The organism is Brevundimonas bullata (assembly GCF_014207965.1).
In the GTDB taxonomy this organism is placed as follows: Bacteria; Pseudomonadota; Alphaproteobacteria; order Caulobacterales; family Caulobacteraceae; genus Brevundimonas; species Brevundimonas bullata_A.
The window spans coordinates 232710-251107 of record NZ_JACHLM010000003.1; the positions used below are offsets into that span (position 1 = coordinate 232710).

21 protein-coding genes are annotated in these 18398 nt (G+C 68.7%); 4 read left to right on the plus strand and 17 right to left on the minus strand.

Going from position 1 to position 18398, the window contains the following annotated elements:
* Positions 1-86: 86 nt before the first annotated feature.
* From HNP51_RS09820 to HNP51_RS09865, 10 genes are all read right to left on the minus strand, one after another.
* Positions 87-566, minus strand: a complete 480-nt coding sequence (locus HNP51_RS09820; RefSeq protein WP_311769939.1) for a cytochrome c-type biogenesis protein — start codon at positions 564-566, stop codon at positions 87-89.
* Positions 563-2548 carry a heme lyase CcmF/NrfE family subunit gene (locus HNP51_RS09825; RefSeq protein WP_184269937.1) on the minus strand — a complete coding sequence of 662 codons (1986 nt, stop codon included), beginning with the start codon at positions 2546-2548 and terminating at the stop codon, positions 563-565. The genes HNP51_RS09820 and HNP51_RS09825 overlap by 4 nt, the downstream gene beginning before the upstream one ends.
* Positions 2545-3036, minus strand: a complete 492-nt coding sequence (gene ccmE / locus HNP51_RS09830) for a cytochrome c maturation protein CcmE (protein ID WP_184269936.1) — start codon at positions 3034-3036, stop codon at positions 2545-2547. Before ccmE ends, HNP51_RS09825 begins: the two co-directional genes overlap by 4 nt.
* Before the next feature lie 33 nt (positions 3037-3069).
* Positions 3070-3885 carry a c-type cytochrome biogenesis protein CcmI gene (ccmI, locus tag HNP51_RS09835; RefSeq protein ID WP_184269934.1) on the minus strand — a complete coding sequence of 272 codons (816 nt, stop codon included), beginning with the start codon at positions 3883-3885 and terminating at the stop codon, positions 3070-3072.
* Positions 3886-3903: 18 nt separating this feature from the next.
* A complete protein-coding gene (locus HNP51_RS09840; RefSeq protein WP_184269932.1) occupies positions 3904-5268 on the minus strand; it encodes a hypothetical protein in 1365 nt (454 codons plus the stop codon).
* An 88-nt stretch (positions 5269-5356) separates the two neighbouring features.
* Entirely contained in the window at positions 5357-7084 is a 1728-nt protein-coding gene (locus tag HNP51_RS09845; protein ID WP_184269930.1) for an MAG1210 family protein, read from the minus strand.
* A 32-nt stretch (positions 7085-7116) separates the two neighbouring features.
* The gene (locus tag HNP51_RS09850) at positions 7117-7860 is read right to left on the minus strand and encodes a LemA family protein (RefSeq protein ID WP_184269928.1); all 744 of its coding nucleotides are present in this window, start codon (positions 7858-7860) and stop codon (positions 7117-7119) included.
* An 84-nt stretch (positions 7861-7944) separates the two neighbouring features.
* Positions 7945-9393, minus strand: a complete 1449-nt coding sequence (locus HNP51_RS09855) for a sensor histidine kinase (RefSeq protein WP_311769938.1) — start codon at positions 9391-9393, stop codon at positions 7945-7947.
* Positions 9394-9396: 3 nt separating this feature from the next.
* Entirely contained in the window at positions 9397-10077 is a 681-nt protein-coding gene (locus HNP51_RS09860) for a response regulator transcription factor (RefSeq protein ID WP_184269926.1), read from the minus strand.
* The gene (locus HNP51_RS09865) at positions 10078-10422 is read right to left on the minus strand and encodes a hypothetical protein (protein WP_184269924.1); all 345 of its coding nucleotides are present in this window, start codon (positions 10420-10422) and stop codon (positions 10078-10080) included.
* A 263-nt stretch (positions 10423-10685) separates the two neighbouring features.
* Here HNP51_RS09865 and HNP51_RS09870 point away from each other — a divergent pair, with 263 nt between their 5' ends.
* Complete coding sequence (locus HNP51_RS09870) at positions 10686-11063, plus strand: hypothetical protein (RefSeq protein WP_184269922.1); 378 nt, start codon at positions 10686-10688, stop codon at positions 11061-11063.
* 196 nt (positions 11064-11259) lie between these two features.
* Here the strand turns inward: HNP51_RS09870 and HNP51_RS09875 are convergent, their stop codons facing one another.
* The 3 genes from HNP51_RS09875 to HNP51_RS09885 form a co-directional block, all read right to left on the minus strand.
* Positions 11260-11832 carry a nucleotidyltransferase family protein gene (locus HNP51_RS09875; RefSeq protein WP_184269920.1) on the minus strand — a complete coding sequence of 191 codons (573 nt, stop codon included), beginning with the start codon at positions 11830-11832 and terminating at the stop codon, positions 11260-11262.
* Positions 11833-12140: 308 nt separating this feature from the next.
* On the minus strand, positions 12141-12992 hold the full coding sequence (gene thiD, locus HNP51_RS09880) for a bifunctional hydroxymethylpyrimidine kinase/phosphomethylpyrimidine kinase (RefSeq protein WP_260398433.1): 852 nt from the start codon (positions 12990-12992) through the stop codon (positions 12141-12143).
* Positions 12992-13333, minus strand: coding sequence for a multidrug efflux SMR transporter (locus HNP51_RS09885; protein WP_184270590.1), 342 nt, complete (start codon positions 13331-13333; stop codon positions 12992-12994). Before HNP51_RS09885 ends, thiD begins: the two co-directional genes overlap by 1 nt.
* 254 nt (positions 13334-13587) lie before the next feature.
* Here HNP51_RS09885 and HNP51_RS09890 point away from each other — a divergent pair, with 254 nt between their 5' ends.
* Positions 13588-14031, plus strand: coding sequence for an SRPBCC domain-containing protein (locus HNP51_RS09890; RefSeq protein ID WP_221434176.1), 444 nt, complete (start codon positions 13588-13590; stop codon positions 14029-14031).
* A gap of 53 nt (positions 14032-14084) precedes the next feature.
* Here HNP51_RS09890 and folP read toward each other — a convergent pair whose 3' ends face one another.
* Entirely contained in the window at positions 14085-14945 is an 861-nt protein-coding gene (gene folP, locus HNP51_RS09895; RefSeq protein WP_184269916.1) for a dihydropteroate synthase, read from the minus strand.
* Positions 14946-15189: 244 nt separating this feature from the next.
* Between folP and HNP51_RS09900 the strand changes: the two genes are divergently transcribed.
* Together HNP51_RS09900 and HNP51_RS09905 are read left to right on the plus strand one after the other, a co-directional pair.
* Entirely contained in the window at positions 15190-15360 is a 171-nt protein-coding gene (locus HNP51_RS09900) for a hypothetical protein (protein ID WP_184269914.1), read from the plus strand.
* 34 nt (positions 15361-15394) lie between these two features.
* Positions 15395-15826: a GreA/GreB family elongation factor gene (locus HNP51_RS09905; protein WP_184269912.1), complete on the plus strand. Its 432-nt coding sequence runs from the start codon at positions 15395-15397 to the stop codon at positions 15824-15826.
* A gap of 99 nt (positions 15827-15925) precedes the next feature.
* Here the strand turns inward: HNP51_RS09905 and HNP51_RS09910 are convergent, their stop codons facing one another.
* The 3 genes from HNP51_RS09910 to HNP51_RS09920 form a co-directional block, all read right to left on the minus strand.
* A complete protein-coding gene (locus HNP51_RS09910; protein ID WP_184269910.1) occupies positions 15926-16231 on the minus strand; it encodes a transcriptional regulator in 306 nt (101 codons plus the stop codon).
* A 4-nt stretch (positions 16232-16235) separates the two neighbouring features.
* Entirely contained in the window at positions 16236-16874 is a 639-nt protein-coding gene (locus HNP51_RS09915) for a hypothetical protein (protein ID WP_184269908.1), read from the minus strand.
* A 64-nt stretch (positions 16875-16938) separates the two neighbouring features.
* Positions 16939-18165, minus strand: coding sequence for an acyltransferase family protein (locus HNP51_RS09920; protein ID WP_184269906.1), 1227 nt, complete (start codon positions 18163-18165; stop codon positions 16939-16941).
* Positions 18166-18398 lie beyond the last annotated feature (233 nt).

An 18398-nucleotide genomic window follows, 5' to 3' on the forward strand; every position in this document is an offset into this window, starting at 1 on the left:
CTCCCCCTCGAGGGGGGAGGGTTGGGAGGGGGTGCAGGCATGCCCTTTCAGAGCTAGGCGCGGGTGGCGCGACAGCTGCGGGCCGACTATCCGCGCTCGGCCTCGTCAGACCCGGCGGTGAGTTCCGCCAGCGCCCGCTCTTCTTCGTCCGTCAGGGGGATGATTTCCGCCCGCCGCCGCCGCGCCCGCCACACGAACACCGCCCCCGCCCCCAGCACCAGGGCGAACGGCCCGAACCACAGCAGCCAGGTCCCGGCCCGCACCGGCGGCTGGAACAGGACATAGTCGCCATAGCGCCGCACCAGGTCCTGGCGCACCGCCTGATCGCTCTTGCCCGCCGCGATCTCCTCGCGCACCAGACGGCGCATGTCGGCGGCGATGCCGGCCGGGCTATCTGCGATGGATTCGTGCTGGCAGACCACGCAACGGATATCGCCGAACAGGGCCCGCGCCCGCGCCTCCTGCGCTGCATCGGGCAAGGGGCGATCCGGCGCCGGGGGCGGCTCCGCCATCGCAGCGCCCGCCGCGAGAGCCAGCGCCCCCGCCAACGCCGCCAGCCGCCTCACGCCTTGACCTCCGTCTTGCGACGCGAACCCGCCCCGACGCGCAGCCGCCGGTCCAACAGGGACAGCACCCCGCCCAGGGCCATGATCGCCGGACCGAGGAAGATCAGCCGCGCCCACGGATTGTAATAGACCCGCACCGTCCAGGCCTGCTCGCCGTCCTCGGACCGCGCCCGCTCGCCCATGACCACATAGACGTCGTCCAGTCCGCGGAAGTCGAGGCCGACCTCGGTCGTCGTCTGCCCGCCCGCCGGGAAGAAGCGGCGCTCGGCGGTGACGACGCGCTCCACCGCATCACCCGACACCGGCATGACCGTCAAGCGCCCCTGCTCGGCGAGATAGTTCGGCCCCTCGATCACCTCGACCGCGTCCAGACGCACCCGCCACGGCCCCGACGACACCACGCCGCCCAGAGGCACAGCCGCCGCGGCCTCGGCCTTGAAGCTGGTCTCGACCACGGCCCCCAGGATGAAGACGCCCAGACCCGCGTGGGCCAGGGTCATGCCCCAGGCGCCCAGCGGCAGACCCTTGGCGCGGCGCAGGGTCTCGACCAACGGCGCCCGGAACGCCTTGGTGCGCACGCCGACCTCGGCCAGCGCCCCCAGGATCAGCCAGGCCCCGACGCCCAGTCCCGCCGCCGCCAGCGCCTTCTTCGGCTCGAACAGCAGGAAGGCCGCGAACGCCGCCACGACCGCCAGACCCGCCGCCAGCCACAGCCGCTGCAAGGCCCCCTTCAGGTCGCCGCGCTTCCACGCCAGCAGAGGCCCGGCCGGCAGGATCAGACAGGCCACCACCAGAAGCGGCACGAAGGTGGCGTTGAAATAGGGCGGCCCCACCGAAATGGTCGCCCCCGAAATCCCCTCGAGGATCAGCGGGTACAGGGTCCCCAGCAGCACCGTCGCCGCCGCCGCCGTCAGGAACAGGTTGTTCAGCACCAGCGCGCCTTCGCGGCTGATCGGGGCAAAGGCCGCGCCCGACCGGATCGCCGGGGCGCGGAAGGCGAACAGGATGAAGGCCGCGCCCGCCGCCACGCCGAGGATGGCCAACAGCATCATGCCCCGCTCGGGATCGACAGCGAAGGCATGGACGCTGGTCAGCACGCCCGAGCGCACCAGAAACGCCCCCAGCATGGAGAAGGTGAAGGCCAGGATGGCGAGGAAGACCGTCCACCCCGCCAGCGCCCCGCGCCGCTCCGTCACGATGGCCGAGTGCAGCAGGGCCGCCCCCGCCAGCCACGGCATGAAGCTGGCGTTCTCCACCGGGTCCCAGAACCACCAGCCGCCCCAGCCCAGCTCGTAATAGGCCCAGAAGGACCCGAGCAGGATGCCGACCGTCAGGAAGGCCCAGGACGCCAGCGCCCACGGCCGCACCCAGCGGCCCCAGGCCGGATCAACCCGCTTCTCGATCAGGGCGGCGACCGCCAGCGAGAAACAGACCGAAAACCCGACATAGCCCGCGTAGAGCAGCGGCGGATGGAAGGCGAGCGCCGGGTCCTGCAACAGGGGGTTCAGCGACGCGCCTTGCACTGGGGCGGGGTCCAGGCGGGCAAACGGGTTCGACGTGAAGACGGCGAAGGCCAGGAACATGGTCGACAGCGCGCCCTGCACCGCCACGCTTGAGGTCTTCAGCCCGAACGGCAGGCCGCGCGCCAGGGCCAGCGCCCCGCCGAAACCGGTCATGACCAGGCACCACAGCACCAGCGAGCCCTCATGGCTGCCCCAGGCGGCGGCCACCTTGTAGAGCATGGGCTTGTCGGTGTGGCTGTTCAGGGCCACGTTCGACACCGAGAAGTCCGACACGGCGAAGGCGTAGATCAGGGCGGCGAACGCCAAGGCCGTCGCCGCCGCCGAGGCGATCAGCGCCCCGCCCCCGGCGCCCGCCAGCACCGGGCTCAGCCTCAGCCGTCCCGCCGTGGCCAACACCGTCGTCAGCCCCGCCAACACCAGGGCGAGGATCAGCGCGAACGCGCCCAGTTCGACGATCACAGGCTGCGGCTCGCTTGGCTCGGGGGCGCTTCGCCCGTTTCAGGCCGCCACTCGCCCTTTTCCTTCAGCCGGTCGGCGACTTCGCGCGGCATATAGGTCTCGTCATGCTTGGCCAGCACCTGACTGGCTTCAAAGACGCGGTCGGGGCGGAACGACCCTTGCGCCACGATGCCCTGCCCTTCGCGGAACAGATCGGGCAGATCGCCGTGATAGCTGACGGTCGAGGTTCCCACATTGTCGGTGACGACGAAGACCACCGTCCCGTCCGCGCCCTTGACCACGCTGCCGGCCTCGACCAGCCCGCCCAGACGGATCACCCGCCCGACCGGCGCGGCCTCCTCGGTCACTTCGGACGGCGAGAAGAAGTAGGTGACGTTGTCCTTCATGGCCCACAGCGACAGGCCGACCGCCAGCGCCAGCACGGGCGCCGCCGCCGCCACGATCCACAGACGCCGCCGCGCCTTGGGCGATTTGGGAAGCCAGCTCATGTCAGGACATCACAGAAGGGTTGCAGCGCAGGCTCATCCGGCCCCGCCCAGTCGATTTTGCAGTTCCGCCCGGCGCGGATCGTTCGGCTCCAGCGCCGCGATCAGCGGCCCCCAGACCGCATCCGCCCCAGCCTTGTCGCCGCGCTTCAGCGCCGCCTCGCCCAGGAAGTAGCGCGCGCCCAGTTGATCGGGGTCGTGCTTCAGCGCCTCGACAAAGGCCGCCTCGGCGTCGCCGCCGACCGCGCCCTCGTTGGCCCGCACCAGGCTCTCGCCCAGCCGCGCCCAGCTCTGGGCGTCGTCCGGCTTGATCGCCAGCGCCCGACGAAAGGCCGAGGCCGCGCCGATGGGGTCGCCCGCCTCGAACCGCGCCGCGCCCAGCATGACCAGGGCCTGATGATCGTCCGGCCGATCCTTGACGATGCGTCCGATGACCGCCGCCGCCTGGGCCGGTTCCAGCGTCTCGGGCGAGGCCGCCCAGTCGCGCACCCGCGTCTCATAGGCCTGATCCGCCATGCCCGGCGCGCCGAGGCCCAGATAGAGGGCCAGCGAAACCGCCGCCGTCAGCCCGATGCCGCCCAGAACCCAGAGCCGATCCTTGGCCCCGACCGTCGGCGCCCGCGCATCGCGACGCGCGGCCAGCAGCCGCCGTCCCGCCTCGGCCCGGGCGGCGGTCCAGCCCGCCTCGTCCAGCAGGCCGCGGGTTTTGAGCCGGTCCAGCTCGGCCAGCTCGCGCCCGGCGGCGTCGCGATCGACCAAGCCTTCCGCATCCGCCCCGCGTCGCGCGCCGGCCAGCACCAGAAGCCCGGCCAGCGCCGCAGCCAGTCCCGTCATGATCCAGAAGATCGTCATGCCCCGCCGTCTAGCGGATCAGGCGCGCTGACGCGAGGCTCCCGAGGTCGCAGCCTCGACCGCGATGCTGGGCGGCGCCCCGGCCACCGTCAGTCGCCGCCGCACTGTGCGCTGCGCCTCCCTGGCCCCGATCAGGCCCAGAAGCTCGGCGGTCAGGGCGATGCGCTTGCGCGCCGTGGCATCATCGGGCGCCGCGCCGTCGTTCAACCGCTCGATCGCCTCGTCGGCCCAGGTCGCCAGCTTGCCGGTCAGGCCCTCGGCGGTCTGACGCCGATCCGCCTCGCAGCCGAACACCGCCGCCGGACCGCGCACCAGGCCGATCACCGTCAACAAGGCCTTGGCTTTGGCCGCCGCCGCCGCATCCACCGGCTGATCCAGACGCGGCGCGGGCCGGGTCATCCGCCCGACCATGGCCGTGCGCTCGACCGGCAGGACCGCGCCCGCCGCCCGTTCGGCGGCGCTGAACAGCTCCGACAGCCGCAGGGCGATCTTCAGCCGCGCCTGACGCGTCGCCTTGCCCCAGGCGCTGTCGGTCCGCAGCGACAGGCTGACGTCGATTTCCGATAGGGTCTCCGCGCACCAGTCCAGATCGGCCTTCAGCGTCGCTGCATCCGCGCCCTCCGCAGTCGGCTCGAACGCCGCCGCCTGCGCCGCGCGGTGGGCCAGCGCCGTCACCACCCGGTCGACAAAGACCGCCAGCTCGCTCTCCCCCAGAAAGGTCTCGCGCCCTGCAACCGGCGTGGCGTGGGCCACGACGCGCAGCATCATCCGCGCGTCGGTCAGGTGGGCGAACAAGATCTCCATCAGCCGCGCCGCCCCGTCCGGCGCGATGCTGGCCGCCTGACGCAGGGCCAGTTTCAGTTCCGCCGTCGCCGCCGACCCCGGCCGGCCCATCCAGGCCTCCAGATGGTCCAGACAGCGCCGCGCCAAGCCGGCCAGATCGAAACAGGCGGCCAGTTCCGCCACCTGATCCGCCGTCGCCTGGGGCCACAGGCCCTCGCCCTGATCCCGCACCGCCGAGGCCGCGCTCAGGCACAACCGATCCGCCACCATCCGCGACAGTTCGTCGTCGCGATCCAGCTGCGGCAAAAGCTCAGGTTCATTACGCGTGGCCAGCCGCCACAGCCGCGCCGGAACGCCCGCCGGAAAGCTCAGGCCCTCCAGCCCGTCCTCGCGCGGGTGAAACAGCGGCGCCAAAGGCCCGAACGCCGTGTCGCGGCGTCGCCGGTCCAGAACCTCGGCCTCGACCATGTCGCGCAGCGCCCACGCCCGATCCCCCGTCATCGCCGCCGCCAGCGTTTCCAGCTGGGCCAACAGACGATCCGGGCAAGCGGCGATCAGCTGGGCCAGGGCGGCCCTCTGCGCGACCGACAGGTCCGCCATCCACACTCCTCCGGCCAAACCGAATCCCGGCCACGGGGCCAAGGGTGCGCCCTTCGGGTTAACAGGGGATTGGAGCCCCGCTGGAACCCTATTGCATCAAGGCGGCGAAGATCGACCGGCGGGCGACGGCGCTTTCGGGCGTAAGACCGTGCCGGGTGAAATGGTCGCGCCAAGGCGGGGCGGCGTCAGTCCCCGCCGCCGCGGTCGGCGCCGCGTCGCACACCAGGATTTCCGACGTGCGGTCCACTGGAATATACTCGATCCAATGCACCGGCACCTGGTGGGTGAAACCATCGCCGCCGCGTACGGGGATGTGATCGACGCGGTCCACGCCCCGGAAGCCATGGGCCGTGACCTGGACCTTCTGGGCGCCCTCTTCGCCGCCATGGCTGACGGTCTTCAGGACATTGCGGGTGACGCTGTCGGGATGGCTGAAGCGCCCTGCGCCCATGTAGTTGGCGAGGGCTTCATGCTCCCAGAAGCACGAGGCCTGGGCCACGCCCGCATAGATGTCCTCGGCCGGGCGATGCTGCTGGTACAGAGGGATGGCCAGGATGGGCGCGAAGCTGAAGTAGAAGGCCTTGAACAGCGCATTGTGGTAGTCGTTGAAATGCGCGCGGGCCGCCGCCAGGTCGTAGAAGCGGAACGTCCCGGGCGAGGCGCTGATGTCCATGCCGACCAGATGTCTGGGCTCGACCGCGTTGATCTTCTGCATCTTGCTGAAGACGAAGTTGTCGCCAAAGCCGACGGTCTTGTCCTTGAGGATCTTCACCATCTCCTGCTGGGCCAGGGGGGTGAACAACATGCGGAACTGGACTTCGTGATCGCGGTCGCTGGCGGCGAACAGGGCGTCGAACTCGCGGTTGGCCATGGGCGTGAAGCCAGAGCCGGACGACAGTTTGCGCGCCTTGGTCTCCAGCTTCTTGATCGCCTGGTTCTTGCGCCACTTGTTGATGACGCCATCGTCCAGCCCCGACAGGGACGAGGGCTGGCGCGAGAAGGTCAGGTCCGGCGCCGCGTGGTTGCCGTAGATCAGAATCGACTCGGTCTCATAACTGGGGAAGGGCTTGGTGACCGACGCCCTCAGCGTCTGGGACCGCGACACGGTGGTCCGGCGCCCGTTGGAATCGCGCCCAGATTCGGTCCAGTGGATCGTCAGGCTGCCGCTGTAGGTCTTTGACCCGATCCAGTGGTTCAGGGTCTGGGCCAGGATGAAGGGGTTGCCGCTGACCACGCCCGTATGGGCGAACATCACCGACCGGCTGCTGTTGAAGGCGTCGTTCCAGCCATAGGACTGACGCAGGTTGGTCAGGCGGGCATGGCTGAAATAGGGATCCAGTTCGATCTGAGGGAAGGTCTTGCCCACCAGTTTGGCGAAGATGTCCCAGTCGAACAGGCGGTTCAGCGCCGCCATCTGGCCCCAGGCCAGGGCCTCCATTTCGGCGAGCGCCGCGGCCAGGGCCTGGGTGCGGCTGTTCCCGGCCTTGATGATCGGATTCAGCTTGGCGAAGACGGCGACCAGCAGGCCAGCCGCCCCCGCCAGCCAGGCCAGGTGCTGACGATAGGCCATGAACAGGGTCGCCGCGACGGCGACGAAGACCAGGATGCGCAGCAGCTTCCACCAACGGGTGCTGGCGCCCGAGGCCTTGCCGCGCTGTTCCAGATCGCGGATGTCCTGAACCGTCCTGGCGTTGGCCGCCTCGTCGACGCCGGAGGTGCGGACCAGGTCCTCGAAGAAGTCGGCCGTATGCGTCCGGTGGGCCTCCTTCAGGTTGGTCTGATAGTGGTCGAGCGGTTCGTGGACATCCTCAGTCATGGCCCCCGTCATGGCGGCGGTCAGAAGCCCAGTCAGAAGAAGGTCTCCCGCGCCGCCGCCTTGGTCTCAGCCGTCGCCGTGAAGGGGATGCGGGTGGTGTAGCGGTTGCGCGCGGCCACGATCTGCTTGGCCGGCCAGGCGAAGATGTCCTGGTTCCAGATCGCCACCGTGTCGTTGTAGAGGGTGCGCGCGGCGGTGATTTCCTTTTGCAGATAGCTGTTCTGCTGCATGGCGTCGGCGACAGCCGCGTGGGCCTTCAGGTCCGGATAGGCCTCGAACGCCACATTGATGCGCGACAGCACGCTCTCCATCTCGGCCGAGGCGGCGTTGCGCTGGGCGTCCGTGCCTGTCGAGGCGCCGCTGCGCAGGGCGGTGACGCTCTTCATCACGTCCTTGTCCAGATCGACGGCCTTGTTCAGCAGACCGACGACATTGTTCAGGATGATGACCCGCTGCTCCAGATAGTTGTCGATCTGGGACGCGTCGGCCTGAATCTTCTGCTGCAGCTTGCGCAGGTAGGCCAGGGCGTTGATCTTCATGAACAGGAAGATCAGTCCGGGCAGGACGCCCAGCGCCGCCACGATGAGGCCGTCCTGCAACGGAACCAGGCCCAAAGCGACGCCGCCCAGGGCGACCGCGGGAACGGCGACCCACAGGGCGATCTCGAAGATCAGGGAGCCCACCCCGATCGTCACCGGAATCTGCTTCTCGATGACATTGATGTCACGCCCCGCCCGATTGACCGGACCCGTGACTTCGTCGAGTTCATTGCCCATGGAAACCCCCTTGAAAAGACAACGTTTCCTCTGGCCTGGGAACCGGTTTGTCAACGCATAGGCGGGGGTTTCTTCGGCCTCCCCTCACGCCTCCGCCGCGGGCAGCTCCAGCAAAACCTTCAGCCCGCCCATGTCGCTGTCGGCCAGGGTCACGCGTCCGCCGTAGGCCCGCGTCAGGTCCTCGACGATGGACAGACCCAGGCCGGTGCCCGGCGTGTCCTCGTCCATCCGCGTGCCGCGCTTCAGGGCGGCGTCGCGCTGGTCGGCGGGCAGGCCGGGGCCGTCGTCCTCGACCACCACCACCATCTGGCCGGGCACCGAGGGCCCCGCCGAAATCCGCACCCGGCGCCTGCACCATTTGGCGGCGTTCTCGATCAGGTTGCCCAGGATCTCCTGCAGGTCCTGACGCTCGCCCAGGAAGGCCAGCTCGTCCGGCGCGCGCCAGTCGATCTCGACGCCCTTGGTCTCGAACACCCGCTCCAGCATGACGGCCAGTTCGTCCAGCACCTCGCCCACCGGGGTCCGCTCGCCCAGACCGTGGGCGGCGCGGGCGGCGGCGCGGGCGCGGCGCAGGTGGTGATCGACCTGATCCTGCATGACACGCGTCTGCTTGCGCACCATGTCGGGCAGGACGCCCTCAGACGTCCCCGCCTCGGCCAGCATGACCGCCAGCGGCGTCTTCAGCGCATGGGCCAGGTTGCCGACGTGGGTGCGCTGACGCTCCACCGTCTCCTGATTGTGGGTCAGCAGTCGGTTGACCTGCTCGGCCAGTGGCTGGATTTCCAGCGGATAGACGCCCTCGACCCGGTGCGATCTTCCTTTACGCACGTCCGAAATCTCATCACGCAGGTCGAACAGGGGGCGCAGGCCGACGCGCACCTGGATGAAGACCGCCGAGACCAGACCGGCCCCCAGCAGCAGCATGGCCACCCAGGTCACGGTGGCGAACTGACGCGTGTCGGCGTCGATGTCGGATCGGCCGATCCCGGCGAAGAAGACCACCGGCTCGGCCCGTCCCGGCAACTGCTTCATGCTGGCGGCGATGCGCAGAGGCTCGCCCTTGGGGCCGTCCTCGGCGTTATAGCTGATGGTCTGGCCGAATGCGGCCTGCAACCGCGCGCCCAGATCCGGCGCATATTCCAGATCGGCCTGCCCCAGCGAGGCCGAGCGCGCCAGAATTTGCAGGCGCCCGTCCGTCGTCGGTTCGGCCACCATCCAGTATTTGCCCGACAGCAGACGCTCGGTCCGCGCGTCGCGGATTTCACCGACGAAGACCTCGCCCTCGGGCGTGATGCTGGCGGCGACCACCGCCTCGTCGATGGTGTCGGACAGGGCATTGCCGAGGCGCCGCAGCGCCGATTCCTGAAACACCGAGGTCAGCACCACGCCGGTGACCAGCAGGGCCACCAGAATCCACGCCGAGGCCAGCCAGATCAGGCGCCGCGTCAGCGAGCGACCCGGCCGCCCGAACCAGCGACCCCATTCACGTTTTTCAGGCTTGGCGGGCGGCTCAATCGCCCCGGCGTCGGTCACGGATCAGGCCGCGTCGCTCTCGCCGGCCAGCGGCGACAGGCGATAGCCCAGGCCGCGCACCGTCTCGATCCGGTCCGAACCGATCTTCTTCCTCAGCCGCCCGACGAAGACCTCGATGGTGTTGGAGTCACGGTCGAAGTCCTGATCATACAGGTGCTCGACCAGCTCGGTGCGGCTGATGACCCGGCCCTGATGCATCATCATGTAATGCAGCAGTCGATATTCCAGCGAGGTCAGGCGCAGCGGTTCGCCGTTCACCGTCGCCCGCGCCGCACGCGGGTCCAGCCGCAGGCCGCCGCAGGTCAGGGTCGCCGCCGCATGGCCGGCCGAACGGCGCAGCAGGGCGCGCAGACGGGCCAGCAGCTCCTCGGTGTGGAAGGGCTTGGTCAGATAGTCGTCGGCCCCGGCGTCAAAGCCGGCCACCTTGTCCGACCAGGCGCTGCGCGCGGTCAGGATCAGCACCGGCGTCGTCTTGCCCTCGCGGCGCCAGCGTTCCAGCACCGATACGCCGTCGATCTTGGGCAGGCCCAGATCCAGTACCACGACGTCATAGGGCTCGGTGTCGCCCAGGAACCAGGCCTCCTCGCCGTCGGGGGCGTGGTCGACGGCGTATCCGGCGTCGCCCAGAGCGGTCTTCAGCTGGCGCGACAGATCGACGTCGTCCTCGACAAGCAGCACCCGCATTCAGTCGTCTCCGCGAACCCGGCCGGACCGGCCGTCAACCTGTATGTCCGACACGCGTCCGCCCGGATATTCCCAGCGCACCACATAGTCGCCGCCGCGCTCCTGCACGCCCAGCATCCGGCCGGGACGGCCCGACTGGACGCGGCGGGCGATGTCCCCCGGATCGGCCCTCGGCGAGGGCGCCGAGCGGGGCGCGTCACGCAGCCCCTGGCCCGGATAGGTCCGGGATTGCTCGCGACGGTCCTCGTCGCGATCCCGGTCGCGGCCGCGCGACTGGGCCGCCGCGTCCGTCAGGGGAACGAGGGCGATCAGGCCTGCCAGCAGAAGGGCTCGAATACGCATCATGGTTTGTCTTCTAGACAGAGGCCTCTGAACAGCGGCTGAACAGACAGTCTATCGCTGTTCATCCGGACAAGGAACGCGCGCACGTGGATTCTCCGTCGCTGTCGCTCTTATGAGACTTGGGCGCGCATGGGGATGAAGATGAAGAACTTCTCATGCTGATGAACGCTGCCTGAAACGCGCCGTTCAGATGCGGCTCAGCCGCCGCGTGGTCTTTTGGGATCAACGCAGCCGATCCGGTTGCGACGACCTCAAGGAGCAAGACCATGAAAAAGCTGCTGATCCCCGCTCTGGCCCTCGCCGTCGCCTCGGCCGCCCTGCCCGCCGCAGCGCAATCCTATGGCCACAACAACGGCCCCTCGCGCGGCCACGGCTACGAACAGAGCTACAACGGCTGGAACGCCATCTCCCAGCGCAAGCACAACCTGGACCGCCGCATCGACCAGGGCGTCCGCACCCGCCAGCTGAGCCACCGCGAGGCCTCGCGCCTCAAGGACGAACTGAACAGCCTGGTGCGTCTGGAGCGCAGCTACATGCGTGACGGCCTGAACCGCCGCGAGCGTAACGAGCTGGACCGTCGCTACGACAACCTGTCGGCCAAGGTCCGCTACGAGCGCAACGACCACAACGGCCGTCGCTACTAACCACGGCCTGAGAACCCGGGCCTCATCCCTCCCTGTCAGAGGCCCGGCCGAGGGGCGCGATCCGCAAGGGTCGCGCCCTTTTCGTACCCTCAGCCGTCATCCCGGAAGCCCGCAGGGCTATCCGGGACCGCAGGAAGCGCAGCGTCTTGGGCGGTCCCGGCTCTCCGCTACGCTTCGGCCGGGATGACGACCGAGATCAGCCCGGCTCCACCACCCTGACCTCCGGCCAGCGTCCGCGCGCATTGGCGATGACCCTGTCCCACCCCTTGGCCAGCCCCCGCTCGGGATTGGGGCGGATCGTCAGGTCGAACACGTCCTCCAGCCCGAACGGCGCGACCACGCTGATCGTATCGTCCTTCTCAAGCCGCACCCCCACGGCGAAGGCCGGGGCCACGAACCGCGCCGGGGCGTCGTCGGTGCAGGTCAGGGCCTCATAGGGTTCGCCGAACTTCCCTTCGAACCAGATGTGGACCCGCGCCTGGTTCCTGACCTCGACCTGCTCGCGCACCGGCTCGTCAAAGGCCGCGGCGACGCGCTTGATCACCACATCCTCGGCGTCCCACGAGGTGTCGGGATCGAAATAGCCGATGTCGTAGTCCTTGACCCCATAGCCGGTCGCCCGCCCCGTCTGGGCGTTCCAAACCGCCTGATAGACCGCCCCCGAAAACAGCCGCCAGTCCGGCAGGTCCAGGTCCCGCATCACCCTCAGCACATGCATCAGGCCTGGGTCGGCGCGGACGATTTCGATCAGTCGGGTCTCTAGGGTCATGGCGCCGTCTGAAGGCGATTCCGAAAGCCCGAAAACCGAAATCTCCGTCATGCCACCCATGGGCGCCGAAAAGAGCCGGGACGGAAGCAAACACGATGCCGCCTGCCTTGCATTCTCCCCGCAGGCCCACATCTCGGATGGGGATCGAAGAACAATGATTGGCAAGGCAGGACTGATGTTCGGACTGGTATTTCACCCACGCAAGGTGACGAGCAATCGGCCGGCCGCCGAAGCGACGATGAAGGCCGCTCACCTCGTGCGGATGGAACCCGCCGAGGACAGCCAGCCTCCCGCACTTGTCATTACGACTAGCCCCGCAGCGGCCAGCCGTGATCCAGCGGCCCATGCCCCTGCCCCAGACCCGGCGCCCGGCGGATAGCCTCGGCGACATAGGCCCAGGCCTCGGCCACCGCGACCTGCAGCGGCAGGCCCTTGGCGATCCCCGCGGCGCACGCGCTCGCCAGGGTGCAGCCGGTCCCATGCGTATGGCGCGTGTCGATGCGTTCGCTCTCCAGCACCGTCTCGCCGTCGCGGGTCAGCAGCAGGTCGATCACCGTCTCGCCCGGCACGTGGCCGCCCTTCATCAGCACCGCCCGCGCGCCCATCTCCAGCAGGGCCTCGCCCGCCCGACGCTGGCCGTCCAGATCGGCCACGGCGATCCCGGTCAGGGCCTCGGCCTCGGGCGCATTAGGCGTCAGCAGGGCCGCGCGCGGCACCATCAACCGCCGCACCGCCTCGACCGCGCGATCCTCCAGCAGGGGCGAGCCGCCCTTGGCGATCATCACCGGGTCCACCACCGTCGGCACATTGCCGGCATAGTCGATCAGGCCGGCGACCGCCTCGACCACCTCGACCGAGCCCAGCATACCCGTTTTCAGGGCGTCGGCGCCGATGTCGTCCAGCACGGCCCTGGCCTGGGCCTCGATCACGTCGATGGGCAAAGGATAGACGCCATGCACCCCCAGGGTGTTCTGGATGGTGACGGCCGTGATCGCCGTGGCGGCGAACCCGCCCAGCATGGTCACCGCCTTGATGTCGGCCTGAACCCCCGCCCCGCCGCCGGAATCCGAGCCGGCCAGAATGAGAACCCGGCCTCTCTTTTGGTCCCTATCGTCTCCGACGCGGTCGGAGACCGCTTGAGGGAGATCATGCTCGCCCATCAGTGCGCTCCCGAAAACAGCTTCAGCCCGACAATGCCCGCCACGATCAGCAGGATGCAGACCGCCCGCACCGCCGTCGCCGGCTCGCCATAGACCATGATCCCCACCGTCGCCGCGCCCACGGCGCCGATGCCGGTCCACACCGCATAGGCCGTGCCCACCGGCAGCTTCTGCGTGGCGATCCACAGACCCACCATGCTGGCGATCAGGGCCGCGGCCACGCCCAGCGACAGCAGCGGCCGCTGCACCCCCACATACTTGATGCCCGAGGCCCACATGACCTCGAACAGGCCCGCCACGACGAGCACCACCCACGGATTGAAAGACAGAAGCCAGGACATGAGGGCTGCATGACCGATCAGGCCGCCCCAGACAAGACGGGGCGACAAGCCCCTCGCCGGTCCGCCGCCAAACACAAGTCACCTACACAATGATCAGCGAGCGCTACTATTAGTCGTCGCGACTTGAAAACATGGATTTATATGTAATTTACAAATTTGTTTGCGCAAATTGGCGACAACAATTGTAACCTTTGCGTTGCGGGGGAGATTTAAAGTCAGGGCTGACGATGACAACGCCATCCGTAACTACCGGCATGCTCATACGACGACCTGTCAGTGAGGTTTTCCAAGCCTTTACGGAACCGGGAGTCACATCATGGTTCTGGTTCACCCATGCCGACCGTCGCTTGACCGTGGGTTCAGAGGCGACCTGGACCTGGGGCATGTACGGCGTCTCAACGCGTGTCGCGGTCAAGGCGATGACTTCTGATCGCCGGATACTCATCGACTGGCATCTCGAAGACCACCCGTCCGAGATCGAAATACTGTTCGAGGAACGGGGCCGTTCAACCTGGGTCGAGATCATCAATCGCGGCTTTGAAGACACGGAGGACGGCATGGCGGCCGCGCTTGACGCCAAGGAAGGCTTCGCCCTGGTCCTGGCCGGGGCCAAGCTTTGGCTGGAGCAGGCGATTGAACCCCGCTTCGTCCTCGATCGCTTCCCCGACCAGGTCCGCGAGGATTGGAAACTCCGCTAGAGCCCCCGTCGCCTCCCCGGCGGCTTAGGCGACCGGCCCGGGCCATCAGGCCTTCATGAAGTCGATCGGCCCGACACCCCGGCGGCCTCGGCCACTGCCGCCTGCAGCTTCAGCGCCTGCACTGTCTCGCGCACGTCGTGGACGCGCACCATCCGCGCCCCGCGCCGCGCCCCTTCCAGCGCCAGGGCCAGCGAGCCGCCCAGCCGATCAGTCGCGGCGACAGCCGTCGCATCCACGCCCTGAATGACCCGCTTGCGGCTGGCGGCGTACAGCACCGGGAAGCCCAGATCGACCAGGGCCTCCAGCCGCGCCGTCAGGGTCAGGTTGTGCGCCGTCGTCTTGGCGAAGCCGATGCCGGGGTCCAGCCAGATCCTGTCGCGCGCCACCCCCGCCGCCATCGCCGCCTCGGCCCGCGCCGCCAGGTGGGCGACCACCTCGGCGACCACGTCGTCATAGCGCGGGTCGTCTTGCATGGTCTTGGGCGCCCCCTTCATGTGCATCAGCACCACGGCGCACCCCAGCTCGGCGGCGGTCGTCAGGCTGTCGTGATGATGGCTCAAGGCCGTCACGTCGTTCCACATCCTCGCCCCGGCCGCGACCGCCGCCCGGGCCACCCCCGGCTTCATGGTGTCGATGCTGATCATCCCGTCCCAGCGCGCCCGCAAGGCCGTGATCAGCGGCAGGGTCCGCGCGATCTCCTGATCCTCGCTGACCGGGTCCGAGCCGGGCCGCGTGCTCTCGCCGCCGATGTCCAGCACCTCCGCCCCCTGTTCGATCAGCCGCATCGCATGGGCCAGCGCCGCCTCCTGGGTCTCCAACTGGCCGCCGTCGGAAAAACTGTCGGGCGTCACATTGACGATGCCCATCACAAGAGGGGGGGCCAGCGGCGGCTTCACGAGGGATTGAAGGTTCATGCGACAAGAACTCCCGGGGCGCCGGTTTGACTTTCCGCGCGCTGAGGCCCAGCCTCTACCCACTATGGAACGTTTCGTCAGCCAGGCTCGACGCCTCACCCACGCGGGTCGCCGCGTCGAAGGCCTTTAACCCGTAGCGGCCAGCTTGCTGTCGTCCGCTACGGGGCGCGTCGCTTCGCTTTTTTCCTAGTCTTCCATCAATCAGGATCGCGTTCGCCCATCGGCGCCCGCGAACATGCATGTCATGACCCATCGTCAAGACGATCCCCAGGGCGACGCTGCGCCCGCGCGCAGCGCCGACATCCTGCCCTTCAGGCGTCCCGCGACGCCGCCGCCCGTCCCCTCGCCCGAGCCCGCGCCCCCCTATGACGACATAGGCGACGACGGCGACGACGACGGCCCCTCGGCCGCCTGATTCCTCTTCTTCCTTCTTCACATCGAGAACCGACATGACCACCGCCAAGACCCGCGGCCGCCCTCCGGCCCTGCCCGCCATCGTCCTCAGCCAGGAGGATTTCGACGCCCTGGATCGCCTGGTCGGCGATCTGCCCGGCGCCGGCCCCGCCGGCCTGCTGCAACAGGAGCTGGACCGCGCCAAGGTCTGCAAGGCCGCCGACCTGCCCAAGACCGCCGTCGGCCTGAACCGCTGGCTGCACTACGCTGATGAGCGCCACCCCGAGGTCCGCCGCGTCCAGCTGGTCCTGCCGCACCAGGCCGATATCGACGCGGGCCGCGTCTCGATCCTGTCGCACGTCGGCGCGGGCCTGATCGGCCTGACCGAAGGCCAGTCGATCAACTGGCCCGACCCGACCGGCGCCGTGCGCAAACTGACCCCCGTCCTGGTGGAAGACGCCGACCCGATCGAGTCCGTCGCCCACTGAAAGACGCTGCGCTGGTAAAGCCCTTCTCCCCTTGAGGGAGAAGGTGGCAGGCGCAGCCTGACGGATGAGGGATGTCAGCGCGCCCCTCTCCGGCGGCCCTCAGCCCTTCCGCCCGATCAACCCGCCCAGCGCCTCCAGATAGGCGGCGAACGCCGTCCGCCCCTGCGGCGTGATGGCGATCCGGGTCAGGGGCTTGTTGTTCACGAAGCTCTTGCTGATGGCGACATAGCCCGCCTCTTCCAGCTTCTTCAGGTGGACCGACAGATTGCCCTGGGTCGCCTCCAGCACCGTCTTCAGCTCGGTGAAGTCCGCCGCCTCGACATCGGCCAGATAGACCATGATCCCCAGCCGCATGCGGCCGTGGATGACCTCGTCGATCCGTCCAAAGTCGTCCGCCAGACCCATGACGTCAGGCGGCCCTGGCGCCCGCGCGGGCGTCGCGGAACATGACCCAGCCCGGCAGGGCGAACAGCAGGAAGAGGGCGACGGTGCAGACCCCCAGATAGGCCATCGGCTGACGCACCAGCACGCCGAGGGCCACCGCCGTCACCCATCCGCCCAGCGACACCGCCAGCATCCAGCCCTTCTTCTTCAGCACCCAGGCCACGTACCAGGCCGCCGCCTGCAGGGCGAAGACGATGGCGGCGTAATAGAGCCAGACAGCGAAGTCCTGATCCCGCACCGCGCCGACAGCAAAGACGATGACCACGGCGGCGTTGGCCATGCCGGTGGCGCTGAAGGCGGCGTTCGTCACCCGTGTCGCCAGCGGCCCCCGATTGGACGGCCCGGCCTTGCGGTCCTTCAGGATGGCCCAGGTCAGGACCGCCAGAAAGGCCGTGGTGATGCCGACCACAAAGATCAGATTGGCCAGATCGGGCCAGCGGATCAGGCCGATCACCTGCCCCACGTGGAACAGGCACTGGAGGCCGTACAGCAGGCCGCCCGCCAGATAGCAGATGGCCAGGGTCATGGGCGGCCGCCCGCTGCCCTCGACGATGGAGCGCATGAAGGCGAGGTCGGCTTCGGGCGTGCGGGACTTGTCGGTCATCGGGTGATTCCTGGCGCGACGCGGCGGCCCCCTTCGGATGGACGCAGCCGCCAAGGTTGGCAAGCTATTCGGCGGCGGCTTGGTGGGCGACCGGCGCAACCGGACGCGCCCTGCGCCACGGCACGCGCCGCCCGTTCAGCCAGCGCCCCATCATCCCGTGGCGCACCATCAGCTCATAGCTGGCCAGGGACACGGCCATGACGCCGACTACGACGACGGCCAGCTTGATCGGCCAGACCATGGCCCAGTCCTGCACCACCACCTGCGCCGCCATCACCAGCGGCAGATGGACAATGTAGATCCAGTAGGAGGCGTCGGCCAGATAGCGCCGCACCGCGCTATGCCCCGACCAGAACCTCAGCGCCAGTCCGACCACGGCGAACATGGAGGCGTAGGTCGCCACCCCGAACGCCGCCGCCGCCAGGGCCTTGGCCGCCGGATCGGTCATCGGCGTCAGCACCGGCGTCGGCCCGCCCGACAGCATCAGCGCCGTCGTCCCGGCCCCCAGCGCCAGCCCCAGATAGACGGGCGTCCAGCCTTCGATCTTCGCCAACAGGTCGCGACGGCGATCCAGCAGGACGCCCATGCCGAAGGCCAGACCAAAGCCCACCAGGGCCGAGGCTTCGGGCACCAGACCCGCATCCGGCGTGGGAATGCCGAAGAAGGCGATCCAGTTCGGCTCCAGCCACAGGGCCAGGGCCAGCGGCGCGCCCAGCACGAGGGGTCCCCACGGGCCGATCAGCCCGCCCGCCATCCGGTCCAGACCACGCCCCACAGCACCGGCCCTATCCAACCGGATCACAAGGGCGCGCCCGATCACGAGGGCCGCATAGAACCACAGCAGCACCCACAGGAACCACAGATGGGTCAGGGGTATATTGGTCCAGTCATAGGTCGGCGGCGGCGGCGCATCCGCCGCCGTCAGACCGTGCAGCGAGGCGTTCCACACCAGCACCGCCACGATCCCCGCCATCACCGGCCCCCAGAAGGCCGCCAGGGGCGCCGCGATGCGGATCAGCCGGTTCCTGATGAAGCCCGCCGTCCCGCGCCGCTTCAGCATCATGTGGCCGAACAGACCCGCGATCAGGAAGAAGCTGGCCATGCGGAACAGATGGATGACGAAGAAGAGGCCGCTGGCCCAGACCGAGGTCTGGTCGTCGCCCACGATCCAGATCTGGCTCGGAAAGAAGGACAGGGTCCCATGCAGCACCACCCCCAGCAGCAGGGCCGCGCCCCGCAGCCCGTCCAGTCCGTGAAGCCGCTCGCCTTGGTCGAATGCGGATGCCGTCATGGCGCCCTCCTGTTTCGGATAACGCCATATCTCACAGACTAGTCTAAATTACAAACTAGTCTGTGAGAAGTGCAAAGCCCTCCCCCTCAAGGGGGGGGGGAGGGTTGGGTGGGGGTGGAGGCAGCCCCTGTCCCATAGGCCGCGGGGGACGGGGCCCTCGCCTCATGCGCTCCATCGGCCATGCTGCGCTCCATCCCCGCCCCTTTGCCCTCAGCCACCGGGAAGGAAGAGCA